Source organism: Streptomyces pilosus, assembly GCF_014649835.1.
Classification (GTDB): Bacteria; Actinomycetota; Actinomycetes; order Streptomycetales; family Streptomycetaceae; genus Streptomyces; species Streptomyces pilosus.
The window spans coordinates 203,188-217,412 of record NZ_BMTU01000008.1; the positions used below are offsets into that span (position 1 = coordinate 203,188).

The window sequence follows — 14,225 nt, forward strand, 5'->3', positions numbered from 1 at the left end:
CGGGGGGTGACCTGGCCCGTTCGCGATCGGGGTGGGCGTCAGCCCATGTGCGGGTAGGTGTAGTCGGTCGGCGGGACCAGGGTCTCCTTGATGGCGCGGGTCAGCGTCCAGCGCATCAGGTTCTGCGGCGCGCCGGCCTTGTCGTTGGTGCCGGAGGCACGCCCGCCGCCGAAGGGCTGCTGGCCGACGACGGCACCCGTCGACTTGTCGTTGATGTAGAAGTTGCCGGCCGCGTAGCGCAGCTTGTCCATCGTGTACGCCGCGGCGGCACGGTCGCCCGCGATGACGGAGCCGGTCAGGGCGTAGTCCGACACCGACTCCATCTGGGTCAGCATCTCGTCGTACTTCTCGTCGTCGTAGACGTGCACGGCGAGGATCGGGCCGAAGTACTCGGTGCGGAACACCTCGTTCTCCGGGTCGGTGCACGCGATGACGGTCGGGCGGACGAACCAGCCGACCGAGTCGTCGTAGGAGCCGCCCGCGACGATCGTGCAGGACGGGTCCTCCTTCGCGCGGTCGATCGCGGCCTTGTTCCTGGCGAAGGACCGCTCGTCGATGACGGCGCCGATGAAGTTCGACAGGTCGGTGACGTCACCCATGGTCAGGTAGTCGACCTCGGCGGCGAACTCCTCCTTGAACCCGTCGTTCCAGATCGACGCCGGGATGTACGCGCGGGAGGTGGCGCTGCACTTCTGGCCCTGGTACTCGAAGGCACCGCGGGTCAGCGCGGTCTTGAGGATCGCGCGGTCGGCGCTCGGGTGGGCGACGAGGAAGTCCTTGCCGCCGGTCTCGCCGACCAGACGCGGGTAGGTGCGGTACTTCTCGATGTTGTTGCCGACCGTCTTCCACAGGTACTGGAAGGTCTTGGTCGAGCCGGTGAAGTGGATGCCGGCCAGGTCCCGGTGCTCCAGGGCGACCTCGGAGACGGCGATGCCGTCGCCGGTGACCAGGTTGATGACGCCCTTGGGCAGACCGGCCTCCTCCAGGAGCTGCATCAGCAGCACGGCGGCGTGGGTCTGGGTGGGGGACGGCTTCCAGACCACCACGTTGCCCATCAGCGCGGGCGCGGTGGGCAGGTTGGCGGCGATGGCGCTGAAGTTGAACGGGGTGATCGCGTAGACGAAGCCCTCCAGCGGGCGGTGGTCCATGCGGTTCCACACGCCCGGGGAGTTGGCCGGGGGCTGCTCGGCGAGGATGCCGCGCGCGTAGTGGACGTTGAAGCGCCAGAAGTCGACCAGCTCGCAGGGGCTGTCGATCTCGGCCTGCTGGGCGGTCTTGGACTGGCCGAGCATGGTGGAGGCGGCGATGGTCTCGCGCCAGGGTCCGGCCAGCAGTTCGGCGGCGCGCAGGATGATCGCCGCGCGGTCGTCGAAGGACATCGCGCGCCAGGCGGGCGCGGCGGCGAGGGCCGCGTCGATGGCGTCCTGGGCGTCCTGCTGGGTGGCGTTGGCGTAGGTACCCAGGCGGGCCTTGTGGTTGTGCGGCTGCACGACGTCGAAGCGCTCACCGCCGCCCATGCGCTTCACACCGCCGATGGTGCAGGGCAGGTCGACCGGGTTGTCGGCGAGCTCCTTGAGCTTGGTCTCCAGCCGGGCGCGCTCGGGCGAACCGGGGGCGTAGCCGTGCACCGGCTCGTTGACGGGGGTGGGGACCTGGGTCACAGCGTCCATGGGTTCCGGGACTCCTTGTCTGAGCGGTGTGGTGTCAGCCCTTGCGGGTGATCGGGTTGCGGGCGGAGAACCGGAGGTCTTCCGGCTGCTCCGCGGGAGGGCGCGGGCCCGCCTCAGTCATGACTGATCATGCTCCGCAGGAAGAAGCCCAGGTTGGCGGGCTTCTCGGCGAGACGGCGCATGAAGTAGCCGTACCAGTCGGTGCCGTAGGCCGTGTAGACGCGCATGCGGTGGCCCTCGGCGGCCAGCCGCAGGTGCTCGTCGCCGCGGATGCCGTAGAGCATCTGGAACTCGTACTCGTCGAGCTTGCGTCCGGCGGTGCGGGCCAGTTCCTGGGCGATGGAGATCAGACGCGGGTCGTGCGACCCGATCATCGGGTACCCGTCGCCCTCCATCAGGGTCCGCAGGATCCGCACGTACGCCTTGTCGATCTCGTGCTTCTGCTGATGAGCGACTTCCGCGGGCTCCTTGTAGGCGCCCTTCACCAACCGTACGCGACTGCCCGCGGCGGCGAGGCGGCGCGCGTCCTCCCCGGTGCGGAAGAGGTAGGCCTGGATGACGCAGCCCGTCTGCGGGAAGTCCTTCCGCAGCTCCTCGTGGATGGCGAACATCGAGTCGAGGGTGGTGTGGTCCTCGGCGTCGAGGGTGACCGTGGTGCCGATCGCGGCGGCGGCCTCGACGACCGGGCGGACGTTGGCGAGCGCCAGCTCGTGGCCGCCGGGGAGCGCCTGGCCGAACATCGACAGCTTCACCGACATCTCGGCGCGGGTGCCGAGCTCCAGCGGTCCCAGCCGGCCGATCAGCTCCAGGTACGCGTCGCGCGCGGCGGCGGCCTGCTCGCGGGTGGTGATGTCCTCGCCGACGACGTCCATGGTGAGTTCCAGGCCGTTGCCGGTCAGCTCCCGGACGATGGGCAGGATCTCGTCGACCGTCTCGCCGGGGATGAACCGGTCCACGACCTGTTTGGTCACCGGGGCCGCCGAGATCAGGCGTCGCATCCGGTCGCTGCGCGACGCGGCGAGAATCACGGGACCCAGCACGGGGCACCTCCACAAGCTGCACGAGGCCGTCACCCGACTTTTCGGGTACGGCACGGAGAACCACCGTGAAACCTACGGATGCCCCCGATCGTCGGCCATCGACAGCTGTCACGCATCCGTGCCGCGGATCTCAGACAGATGTATGAAGGTCCCGGAGGTTTGCGGCAGAATGCCCGGGTGACCTCGGAACACAGGGACGACTACCAGGAGCTGGTGGACGAGATCTCGGAGCTGCTGGGCGCTCCGGCGACCCTGGAGAACCGCGACTTCGAACTGATCGCCTTCGGGGCGTACGACAGCGAGGGCGACCTCGACCCCTCCGTGCTGGACCCGGTGCGCACCCGCTCGATCCTGACCCGCCGTTCGACGGCCGCCGTCCGCGCCTGGTTCGAGGGCTTCGGCATCACGCGCGCGACCGGTCCGGTACGCATCCCGCGCACCCCGGAGGCGGGCGTGCACCGCGGACGCGTCTGCCTCCCGGTGCGCCACCGGGGTGTCGTCCTCGGTTACGTCTGGCTGCTCGACTACGACCCGGGGCCCTCCGCTCAGCAGCTGGAGGCGGCCATGCGGGTGACGGCACGGATCGGCGCGCTGCTCGCGGACGAGGCGCAGCACGGCGCCGATCTCACCCGCGAGCTGCGGGCGGTGCTGACGGCGGAGCGGGACTGGCAGCGGGAGATGGCGGTGGCCGAGCTGCGCGCCGCCCTCGGCCACCGTGCCGACGGCCCGCACACGGTGGTCTGTGTCGCCCCCTGGCCCTCCGCCGGACCCGAGGACGCCCCGTCGGTGCGCACGGTGCCGGGGGCGACGGCGCTGTGCACCCTGCCGTGGGCGCGTGGGGGCGGCTCACCCGGGGAGGGCCGGTCGCTGGCCCTGCTGCTGCGGCTGCGCTCGACGGACGTACTGACTCCGGCGACGACGGCGGCCTCGCGGCTGCTGGAGCGGGCCGGGAGCCGGGGCGGGTCCCCGGTGGCCGCGGGCATCGCCGCGCCCCGCGCGGGCCTCGCCGACCTCGGCACGGCGTGGGAGGAGGCGTCGGCGGCGGCGCGTGCGGCGCTGGCCGAACCACGGCTGGGGCCCGTCGCCCCGTGGTCCTCGATCGGCCCGTTCCGCCTGCTGACCGCGCTGCCCCCGGTGACCGCCCGCGATCCCGCCGTCAGCCCGCTGCTCGCCCCCGCGCAGCGGGAACTGGCCCGCACCGCGGAGGTCTATCTGGACCGCGCGGGCCAGGCCGGCCGGGCGGCGGCCGAGCTGGGCATCCACCGGCAGACGCTGTACTACCGCCTGTCCCGGATCGAGCAGCTCACCGGCCTGGACCTCGACGACGGCGAGGACCGCCTGCTGCTCCACATGGCGCTCAAGGCCGCCCGTCTGTAGCGCTGCCGGTCGGCTCACGCGGGCCGTACGACGGAAAACGCCGGACGGGCTGGTCGATGCAGCCGTCCGGCGTCTCCGGGCACGAATCCGTTCGGGGCCGGGGGCCGGGCCCCGGAACCGTCAGACCAGGTTGACCGACCGGGCGGAGGTCGCCCCGATCTCCGCCGACAGTTCGCCCAGCACCCCGGTGGTCACCGTGTCGTCGACCGTCAGCACGGCCAGCGCCTCGCCGCCGACCGTCGCCCGGGCGACCTGCATGCCGGCGATGTTGATGCCCGCCTCACCGAGGATGCGGCCGACGGTGCCGACGACACCCGGACGGTCCTCGTAGCGCAGCACGACCATGTGGTCGGCGAGCGCGAGGTCGACGTCGTACTCGCCGACCGCGACGATCTTCTGGACGTGCTTGGGACCGGCCAGCGTGCCGGAGACCGAGATCTCCTCACCGTCGGAGAGGGTGCCGCGCACGGTGACGACGTTGCGGTGGTCGGCCGACTCGGAACTGGTGGTCAGCCGTACCTCGACGCCGCGCTCCTGCGCGAACAGCGGGGCGTTGACGTACGAGACCGTCTCGTCGACGACGTCCTCGAAGACACCCTTGAGCGCGGACAGCTCCAGCACCTTCACGTCGTGCTGGGTGATCTCGCCGTACACCTCGACGTCGAGGCGGACCGCGACCTCACCGGCGAGCGCGGTGAAGATCCGGCCGAGGCGCTCGGCGAGCGGCAGACCCGGCTTGACGTCCTCGGCGATGACCCCGCCCTGCACGTTCACCGCGTCGGGGACCAGCTCACCGGCGAGCGCCAGACGCACCGAGCGGGCGACGGCGATACCGGCCTTCTCCTGCGCCTCGTCGGTGGAGGCGCCGAGGTGCGGGGTGCAGACGACCTGGTCGAACTCGAACAGCGGGGAGTCGGTGCACGGCTCCTTCGCGTACACGTCGAGGCCGGCGCCGGCGACGCGGCCCTCCTTGAGCGCCGAGTACAGCGCCTCCTCGTCGACGATGCCGCCGCGCGCGGCGTTGATGACGCGCACGCTCGGCTTGACCTTGCGCAGCGCCTCGTCGCCGATCAGACCGAGGGTCTCTGGGGTCTTCGGCAGGTGGACGGTGATGAAGTCGGAGACCTCGAGCAGCTCGTCCAGCGACAGCACCTTGACGCCCATCTGCGCGGCCCGCGCGGGCTGTACGTAGGGGTCGTAGGCGACGACCTTCATGCCGAAGGCGGACATGCGCTGCGCCACGAGGGCGCCGATGCGGCCCAGGCCCACGACACCGAGGGTCTTCTCGGCGAGCTCGACACCCGTGTACTTGCTGCGCTTCCACTCGCCGTTCTTCAACGCGGCGTTGGCCTGCGGGATGTTGCGCGCGGTGGCGACGATCAGACCGCAGGCCAGTTCGGCGGCGGTCACGATGTTCGAGGTGGGGGCGTTGACGACCATGACGCCGGCCTTGGTGGCGGCGGAGACGTCGACGTTGTCCAGACCGACACCGGCGCGGGCGACGACCTTGAGCCTGTTCGCGGCGGCGATCGCCTCGGCGTCGACCTTGGTGGCCGAGCGGACCAGGATCGCGTCCACATCGGCGATGGCCGGGAGCAGCTCCGCGCGGTCCGCGCCGTTGCAGTGGCGGATCTCGAAGTCCGGGCCGAGTGCGTCGACGGTGGCGGGCGACAGCTCTTCAGCGATGAGTACGACGGGTTTCGAGCTCACGTGAGTCCTCACAAGTCCAATGCGGACGGCCGTCCCGACGGCCGCAGGCGGTGAAGAAGTGCTAGCCGCGTGGAAGACGCACGACGCTGTGGGCCTGACGCGTTTGTTGTACAGCAGTCTAGTGGCGTACGGCGGATCGTCCTGCGCCTCAGCGGAATGATCACCCGGAAGTGGCCGTGCGGACCGGCCGACCTGGACCGGCCCCCGTCGGCGAGGTCCCGGGCGGGGCCCCGCGACGGCGCCCGGCAGACGCCGGCGCCGTCGCGGGGCGCGGGGCTCACGCCTCTTCGTCGACCCAGCTCATGAGCTTGCGCAGCTCCTTGCCGGTGGTCTCCAGCAGGTGCTCGGAGTCCTGCTTCTTGTACTCGTTGTACTTCTTCAGACCGCCGTGGTACTCGTCCATCCACTGCTGCGCGAAGGTGCCGTCCTGGATCTCGGCGAGAACCTTCTTCATCTCGGCCTTGGTGGCGTCGGTGATGATCCGCGGGCCGGTGACGTAGTCACCCCACTCGGCGGTCTCGGAGATCGACCAGCGCATCTTCTCCAGGCCGCCCTCGTACATGAGGTCCACGATCAGCTTCAGCTCGTGCAGGCACTCGAAGTAGGCGATCTCCGGCTGGTAGCCGGCCTCGGTCAGGGTCTCGAAGCCCGCCTTGACCAGCGCCGCGGTGCCACCGCAGAGGACGGCCTGCTCACCGAACAGGTCGGTCTCGGTCTCCTCGGTGAAGGTGGTCTTGATGACGCCGGCGCGGGTGCCGCCGATGCCCTTGGCGTACGACAGGGCCAGCGCGAAGGCGTTGCCGGAGGCGTCCTGCTCGACGGCCGCGATGCAGGGGACGCCGCGGCCCTCCTCGTACTGACGGCGCACCAGGTGGCCCGGGCCCTTGGGGGCGACCATGCAGACGTCCACGCCCGCCGGGGGCTTGATGAAGCCGTAGCGGATGTTCAGGCCGTGGCCGAAGAACAGGGCGTCGCCGTCCTTCAGGTTGTCCTTGATGTGCTCCTCGTAGACCTGGGCCTGGATCGGGTCCGGGACAAGGATCATGATGACGTCGGCCTCGGCGGCGGCCTCGGACGGGGTCACCACGCGCAGGCCCTGTTCCTCGGCCTTCGCCTTGGAGGTGGAGCCCTCGTGCAGACCGACGCGCACGTCGACGCCGGAGTCGCGCAGCGACAGCGCGTGGGCGTGGCCCTGGCTGCCGTAACCGATGACCGCGACCTTGCGGCCCTGGATGATGGACAGGTCGGCGTCGGCGTCGTAGAACAGCTCGGCCACTTTGGGTTCTCTCCTTGAGTGCGGGTGTTGCGTCCCACCGTATGACGGCGGGGGGAGGGGAAGTTCGGGAGTCTCGGAATACGGGCGGCCGGTGTCGCGGCCGGCCACCCGTTCCGCCGTCCTACGCCGACCGGTCCAGGGCGCGCAGCGACCGGTCCGTGATCGACCGGGCACCGCGTCCGATGGCGATCGTGCCGGACTGGACGAGCTCCTTGATGCCGAACGGCTCCAGCATCTTGAGCATGGCGGACAGCTTGTCGCTGCTGCCGGTGGCCTCGATGGTGACGGCCTCCGGGGAGACGTCCACGGTCTTGGCGCGGAACAGCTGGACGATCTCGACGATCTGGGAGCGCGTCTCGTTGTCGGCGCGCACCTTCACCAGGACGAGTTCGCGCTGGACGGCCTGCCCGGGCTCCAGCTCGACGATCTTCAGCACGTTGACGAGCTTGTTGAGCTGCTTGGTGACCTGCTCCAGCGGGAACTCCTCCACGCTCACCACGATGGTGATGCGGGAGATGTCCGGGTGCTCGGTGACACCGACGGCGAGGGAGTCGATGTTGAAGCCGCGGCGGGAGAACAGGGCGGCGATCCGGGCCAGGATGCCGGGGGTGTTCTCCACCAGGACGGAGAGCGTGTGCTTGGACATGATGTGCTTCCTTTACGGCTCTCAGTCGTCTTCGTTGTCGCCGAAGTCGGGGCGGACGTCACGGGCGGCCATGATCTCGTCGTTGGAGGTGCCGGCGGCGACCATCGGCCACACCATCGCGTCCTCGTGGACGATGAAGTCCACGACGACCGGACGGTCGTTGACGGAGTTGGCCTCCTCGATGACCTTGTCGAGGTCGGCGGGGTCCTCGCAGCGGATCGCGTAGCAGCCCATGGCCTCGGACAGCTTCACGAAGTCGGGCACGCGGGTGCCCGCGCTCTTCTCGGCGGCGTCCGCGCCGGGGCCGGAGTGCAGCACCGTGTTGGAGTACCGCTGGTTGTAGAAGAGGGTCTGCCACTGGCGGACCATCCCGAGGGCGCCGTTGTTGATGATGGCGACCTTGATCGGGATGTTGTTCAGGGCGCAGGTGGTGAGTTCCTGGTTGGTCATCTGGAAGCAGCCGTCGCCGTCGATCGCCCAGACGGCGCGGTCGGGCGCGCCGGCCTTGGCGCCCATGGCGGCCGGGACCGCGTAGCCCATCGTTCCGGCGCCGCCGGAGTTCAGCCAGGTGGCGGGCTTCTCGTACTGGATGAAGTGCGCGGCCCACATCTGGTGCTGGCCGACGCCGGCCGCGAAGACCGTGCCCTCGGGCGCCAGCTGTCCGATGCGCTCGATGACCTGCTGCGGGGAGAGCGAGCCGTCGCCGGGCTGGTCGTAGCCGAGCGGGTAGGTCTCGCGCCAGCGGTTCAGGTCCTTCCACCAGGCGGTGTAGTCGCCGCGGTGGCCCTCTGCGTGCTCCCGCTGGACGGCCTGGATGAGGTCGGCGAGGACCTCGCGGGCGTCACCGACGATCGGCACGTCGGCGGCGCGGTTCTTGCCGATCTCCGCCGGGTCGATGTCGGCGTGGACGACCTTGGCGTAGGGGGCGAAGCTGTCCAGCTTGCCGGTGACGCGGTCGTCGAAGCGGGCTCCGAGGGCGACGATCAGGTCGGCCTTCTGCAGCGCGGTGACGGCGGTGACCGAACCGTGCATGCCCGGCATTCCCACGTGCAGCTCGTGGCTGTCGGGGAACGCGCCGAGTCCCATCAGGGTGGTGGTGACGGGAGCTCCGGTGAGTTCCGCGAGGACCTTCAGTTCGGCGGTGGCGCGGGCCTTGATGACTCCGCCGCCGACGTAGAGCACCGGCCGCCTGGCGCTGGTGATGAGCTTGGCGGCCTCGCGGATCTGCTTGGCGTGCGGCTTGGTGACGGGCCGGTAGCCGGGCAGGTCCATGGTGGGCGGCCAGGAGAAGGTGGTCTTCGCCTGGAGGGCGTCCTTGGCGATGTCGACCAGCACCGGGCCGGGGCGGCCGGTGGAGGCGATGTGGAACGCCTGCGCGATCGTCCGCGGGATGTCCTCGGCCTTGGTGACCAGGAAGTTGTGCTTGGTGATCGGCATGGTGATGCCGACGATGTCCGCCTCCTGGAAGGCGTCCGTGCCGATCGCCTTGGAGGCGACCTGGCCGGTGATCGCGACCATCGGCACGGAGTCCATGTGCGCGTCGGCGATCGGGGTGACCAGGTTGGTGGCGCCGGGGCCGGAGGTCGCCATGCAGACGCCGACCTTGCCGGTGGCCTGCGCGTAGCCGGTGGCCGCGTGGCCGGCGCCCTGCTCGTGCCGGACGAGGACGTGACGCACCCGGGTGGAGTCCATCAGCGGGTCGTACGCGGGGAGGATCGCACCGCCGGGAATGCCGAATACCGTGTCGGCGCCGACCTCCTCGAGAGAGCGAATGAGGGACTGCGCACCCGTGACGTGCTCGACGGGGGCGGACTGTCCTCCGGATCGGGGCCGGGGCTGCGGGTGATGGGCCCCGGTGGCCTGCTCGGTCATCGGCATTCTCTTCTCGATGCTGAGGGTTTGTGCGAAGTTCGTGCGGGTTACGCCTGTTGCTCGGCGGGTGCCTGTGCAACAAAAAACCCCTCGTGCCATAAGGCAAGCGAGGGGAAGCGCGCCGGGTGGTGGTCGCTGAGCGATCGGTGCTCAGCGTCGGCCGACGCGCTGTCCAAGTACGAGAATTCGGGTGCGCATGGCACTGACCCTCCCCCCGGCGCACACCCACTGTCAAGTGGGTGGGACGGGAGTCTCATTATGTGAGCGCAGTACCGTGCCGCTCTTGAGGACGGCGGTCACCCCGGTGGAGTACACCCCGGGCCCGCCGCCGGCGAGGACCGGTTCGGCCGGTCCGCGCGGTACCGGGACGTGCCCGGCGGCCAGGGCTCTGCGCAGCCGGTACTCGTCGAGCGGTCCGGAGAAGGCCGGGCCCTGCCCGTGCGTACAGCCCATGGCGCGCAGGGCGACGGCCTGCTGGGGCTGGTCCACCCCCACGGCCACGGAGTGCATCCCGAGGTCGGCGGCGATCCTCAGAAGCCCGCCGGTGATCTTGTGCAGCCGCGCGGACTCGACCACGCCGTCGATCAGACCGCGGTCGAGCTTGAGCACGTCGACGGGGAGTCTTCTGAGGGCGGTGATCGTCGCGGGCCCGCCGCCGAAACCGTCGAGCGCGATGCGGACGCCGAGCCGCTTGAGCACGGTCAGCCGCCGCTCCAGTTCGTCGAGCGGTACCCGCGGGTCGGTGTCGGCCAGCTCGACGATCAGGGAGCCGGACGGCAGCCCGTGACGGGTGAGCAGGGCCTCGATGGAGCCGAGCGGCAGGGACCGGTCCAGCAGCCGGCGGGCGCTCAGCCGGACGGCCACGGGGACGGCCAGACCCGTCGCGTGCCGTTCGGCGGCCTGCTCGACGGCCTCCTCCAGGACCCACCGGCCCAGCTCGGCGGTCTTCTCGCTGTCCTCGGCGACCCGCAGGAACTCCGCGGGGGTGAAGAGCACCCCCTGGGAGGAGCGCCAGCGCGCCTGCGCGCAGACCGAGGTGATCCGGCCGTCCGCCAGGCACACCACCGGCTGGTGCAGCAGGGCGAACTCGCCGTGGTGCAGCGCCGCGCGCAGCCGGGTGGCCAGCTCGGCCCGGCGCACGACGTCCTGCTGCATGTGCGGCCGGTACAGCTCCACCCGGCCCTTGCCGGCCGCCTTCGCCCGGTACATGGCGAGGTCGGCGTTGCGCAGCAACTCACCGGCTCCGATGCCCGGTTCGGCGAAGGCCACGCCGATGGAGGCGTTGCCCCGGACATCGTTGCCGTCGATGAGGTAGGGCTGGGACAGGGTCGCTCTGAGCCGGTCGGCGAGCTCCAGCATGTGCCGCTCCCGGGCGTCCCGCTCGCGCACGCCGTCCCCGGCGATCAGGGCGGCGAACTCGTCGCCGCCCAGCCGGGAGGCGGTGTCGCCCTTGCGGACCGCGTCCTGGAGGCGGCGGGCGGCCTGGACGAGCAGTTCGTCCCCGGCCTGGTGCCCGATGGTGTCGTTGACGCCCTTGAAGCCGTCGAGGTCGATGAAGAGCACGGCCGTGCCCCGCACGGCGGCCCCGCGGTCGGAGGCGCGGCGCCCGGACAGCGCCTGCTGCACGCGCCGGGTGAACAGCGCGCGGTTGGGCAGGTCGGTGAGCGGGTCGTGCTCCGCGTTGTGCTGGAGCTGGGCCTGGAGGCGCACCCGCTCGGTCACGTCGCGGCTGTTGAAGATGAGGCCGCCGTGGTGCCGGTTGACGGTCGACTCGACGTTGAGCCAGTCTCCCCCGGCACCGGAGCGGAAGCGGCATTCGATGCGGGTCGTGGGTTCCTCGACCGGGTCCGCGGCGAGGAAGCGGCGGACCTCGTGCACGACGCGGCCGAGGTCCTCCGGGTGGATGAGACCGGCCAGTTCCGTCCCCACCAGGTCCTCCGCGGGGCGGCCGTACACCCCGGCGGCCGCCGGGGAGACGTAGCGGAGGATGCCGCTGGGGGCGGCGATCATGATGACGTCGCTGGAACCCTGCACCAGGGAGCGGAAGTGGTTCTCCTTCTGCGCCAGTTCCTGGGTGAGGGTGATGTTGTCGATCAGCATGATGCCCTGGCGCACGACCAGCGCCAGCACCACGGTGCCCCCGGTGATCAGCACGACGCGGTCGACGCTGCGGCCGTTGAGGACGTTGTAGAGGATCCCCAGGGTGCACACGGCCGCGGCGAGGTAGGGCGTGAGCGCGGCGAGGGAACCGGCGATGGGCCGGGAGAGCGGGTGCCGGCCGGGCTCGCCGCCGGGCGCGGGGGCGTGCTGGTGGTCCGGCCCGCCGCGCCGCCCCGGCAGGTGCTCGCGGACCACCCGGCTGTGCCCCCCGCGTTCCGGCCGGCCGCCGCGCGGCGCGGTCCAGGGGGCGTACGCCAGGAGGAGCGAGCCGGCGAACCAGCCGGCGTCGAGCAGCTGTCCGGAACGGTAACCGGCGTGCAGCAGCGGGGAGGTGAACAGGGCGTCGCACATGACGGTCAGCGCGAGGGCGCCGATCGCGGTGTTGACGGCGGACCGGTTCACCGCCGAACGCCGGAAGTGCAGGGCGAGCACCATGCTGACCAGGGCGATGTCGAGCAGCGGGTATGCCAGGGACAGCGCGGTGTGCGCGACGCCCGGTCCCTCGGCCTGGGCGGCCTGGGCGAGGGCGAGGCTCCAGGCGAGGGTGAGCAGGGAGCCGCCGATCAGCCAGGCGTCCAGGGCGAGACACACCCAGCCGGCCTTGGTCACGGGCCGTTTGGCGAGGACCAGCAGGCCCACGATGGCGGGCGGCGCGAAGCACAGGAAGAACAGGTCGGCGTAGCTGGGGTTGGGCACGGGGACGCCCAGCACGACCTCGTACCACCCCCAGACCAGGTTGCCCAGGGAGGCCATCGCCGAGGAGAGGCCGAACAGCAGCCAGGCGGGCCGGAACCGGGTGCGAGGGCTGCGGGCGTAGACGAAGCAGGAGACGGCCGCGGCGCCGGCGGCGGCGCTCAGCCCGAAGTCGCCCATGATCAGCGCGAGTCGCTCCGAGCCCCAGCCGAACGCGGCGCCGACGGCGTAGGCCGCGCAGACCAGGGCCAGCACCAGTTGCGCGACGGGTCCGGGCCGGCGGGCGGCGGACGGAGCACCCGTCCGTGCCGTCCGCGCCGCGGGCGGCGGGCGCAGCGCCCCGTCGAGGGTCGGGGTGGGGGTGGGCGCGCTCACCGGGTGCTCCCGGTCCGCGTCGCTCCCATGCCCCTCGGCCCCCGGCGCGCCCGCGGGGCGTGCCCCCCGCGGGAGGTGTGCCGGGGGTGTGGTGGACCGGGGCTGTGGGTCCGGTGGTCGTGCCGGGTGTGATGGCCGCCGTGCCGACCGCGTCCGCGCGCGTCCGCGCGCCCGTGTCGCAGTCGACGGCTCCGCCGCGTCGGATCGCTCGTCCACAGGCCGTGCATCGTCCGTCGCCCCCCTCGCAGTCTCCGTGTCCGTCCCCCGCGCCGTAGGTCAGCGGCGCAGCCCCTGTCGGGACGATACACCAGTCTCGTCACTCAGGGACATAGGTTCTCTACGCTCCGTAACGATCAACAGATGTATGAGTACCCACCGCGCCGGGGAAAACGCGGACGGTACCCGAAGCGGACTACAGGGCCTCCGCTCCCGTCACCAGGACCACGTTGCCGGGCTCCTCCTGGTTCACGTAGCGGCGCAACTGGTCCCGCAGCAGCCGCTCGGCGCGCGGCAGGAAGGCGGACGTGGGTCCGCCGACGTGCGGGGTGACGAGCACGCCCGGAGCCCGCCACAAGGGATGATCCGAGGGAAGCGGTTCCGGATCCGTGACGTCGAGGGCCGCGGTGATGCGTCCGCTCTCCAGCTCGGTCAGCAGCGCCTTGGTGTCGACGACGCCGCCGCGGGCCACGTTCACGAGCAGGGCGCCGTCCTTCATCCGGGCCAGGAAACCGGCGTCCACGAGGTGCCGGGTGGTCTCCGTCAGCGGGGTGGAGAGGACGACGACGTCCGCCTCCGGGAGCAGCGCGGGCAGTTCGGTGAGCGGGTGCACCGGCCCGCGCTCCGTGGCGCGGGCGGAGCGCGCGACGCGCGCCACCCGCGCGAGCTCGAACGGAACGAGCCGGTCCTCGATCGCCGCCCCGATCGATCCGTACCCGACGATGAGGACGGTCCTGTCGGCGAGCGCGGGCCGGAACCCGCCGCGCCACTCCCCTCTGTCCTGCGCCCGCACGAAGCCGGGGATGCCCCGCAGGGAGGCCAAAATCAGCGCGAGGGCGAGCTCGGCGGTGCTGGCCTCGTGCACTCCGCGCGCGTTGCACAGCCGCACGCCCGGGGGCAGGTCCCGCAGCCCCGGTTCGACGTGGTCGGTGCCGGCCGACAGGGTCTGCACGACCCGCACGGAACGCATCAGCGGCAGCGGCCGCACACCCACCCCGGCGGGCTTCATGTACGGCACGACGTAGAAGCCGCAGTCGGCCGGATCGGCGGGGAACTCCTCGGCGCCGTCCCAGAAGCGGTAGCGCGGGCCCTCGGGGAGCCCGTCGATCTCGTCGGGCGGGATGGGGAGCCAAACGTCAGCAGCAGTCATGGTCGGGAGGCTAGTTCAGGAGCCAAGTGCGGCAGAGGTT

9 protein-coding genes are annotated in these 14,225 nt (G+C 71.3%); 1 reads left to right on the top strand and 8 read right to left on the bottom strand.

Annotation, left to right across the window (positions count from 1 at the left end; all coding sequences use genetic code 11):
- Positions 1-38: 38 nt before the first annotated feature.
- Entirely contained in the window at positions 39-1,670 is a 1,632-nt protein-coding gene (pruA, locus tag IE118_RS21350; RefSeq protein WP_189559575.1) for an L-glutamate gamma-semialdehyde dehydrogenase, read from the bottom strand.
- 113 nt (positions 1,671-1,783) lie between these two features.
- A complete protein-coding gene (locus tag IE118_RS21355) occupies positions 1,784-2,710 on the bottom strand; it encodes a proline dehydrogenase family protein (RefSeq protein ID WP_189559576.1) in 927 nt (308 codons plus the stop codon).
- A gap of 138 nt (positions 2,711-2,848) precedes the next feature.
- Here IE118_RS21355 and IE118_RS21360 point away from each other — a divergent pair, with 138 nt between their 5' ends.
- Complete coding sequence (locus IE118_RS21360; protein WP_189559577.1) at positions 2,849-4,087, top strand: PucR family transcriptional regulator; 1,239 nt, start codon at positions 2,849-2,851, stop codon at positions 4,085-4,087.
- Positions 4,088-4,207: 120 nt separating this feature from the next.
- Here the strand turns inward: IE118_RS21360 and serA are convergent, their stop codons facing one another.
- The 6 genes from serA to IE118_RS21390 form a co-directional block, all read right to left on the bottom strand.
- Complete coding sequence (gene serA / locus IE118_RS21365; protein ID WP_189559578.1) at positions 4,208-5,797, bottom strand: phosphoglycerate dehydrogenase; 1,590 nt, start codon at positions 5,795-5,797, stop codon at positions 4,208-4,210.
- Between the two features lie 277 nt (positions 5,798-6,074).
- Positions 6,075-7,073 (bottom strand): ketol-acid reductoisomerase, encoded by a 999-nt coding sequence (gene ilvC, locus IE118_RS21370; RefSeq protein WP_189559579.1) that lies wholly within the window; start codon positions 7,071-7,073, stop codon positions 6,075-6,077.
- A gap of 121 nt (positions 7,074-7,194) precedes the next feature.
- A complete protein-coding gene (gene ilvN / locus IE118_RS21375) occupies positions 7,195-7,719 on the bottom strand; it encodes an acetolactate synthase small subunit (RefSeq protein WP_030216544.1) in 525 nt (174 codons plus the stop codon).
- A 21-nt stretch (positions 7,720-7,740) separates the two neighbouring features.
- Positions 7,741-9,597, bottom strand: a complete 1,857-nt coding sequence (locus tag IE118_RS21380; RefSeq protein WP_189559580.1) for an acetolactate synthase large subunit — start codon at positions 9,595-9,597, stop codon at positions 7,741-7,743.
- A gap of 225 nt (positions 9,598-9,822) precedes the next feature.
- Positions 9,823-12,819 (bottom strand): EAL domain-containing protein, encoded by a 2,997-nt coding sequence (locus tag IE118_RS21385; protein WP_189559581.1) that lies wholly within the window; start codon positions 12,817-12,819, stop codon positions 9,823-9,825.
- 412 nt (positions 12,820-13,231) lie between these two features.
- Complete coding sequence (locus IE118_RS21390) at positions 13,232-14,185, bottom strand: 2-hydroxyacid dehydrogenase (protein ID WP_189559582.1); 954 nt, start codon at positions 14,183-14,185, stop codon at positions 13,232-13,234.
- Positions 14,186-14,225 lie beyond the last annotated feature (40 nt).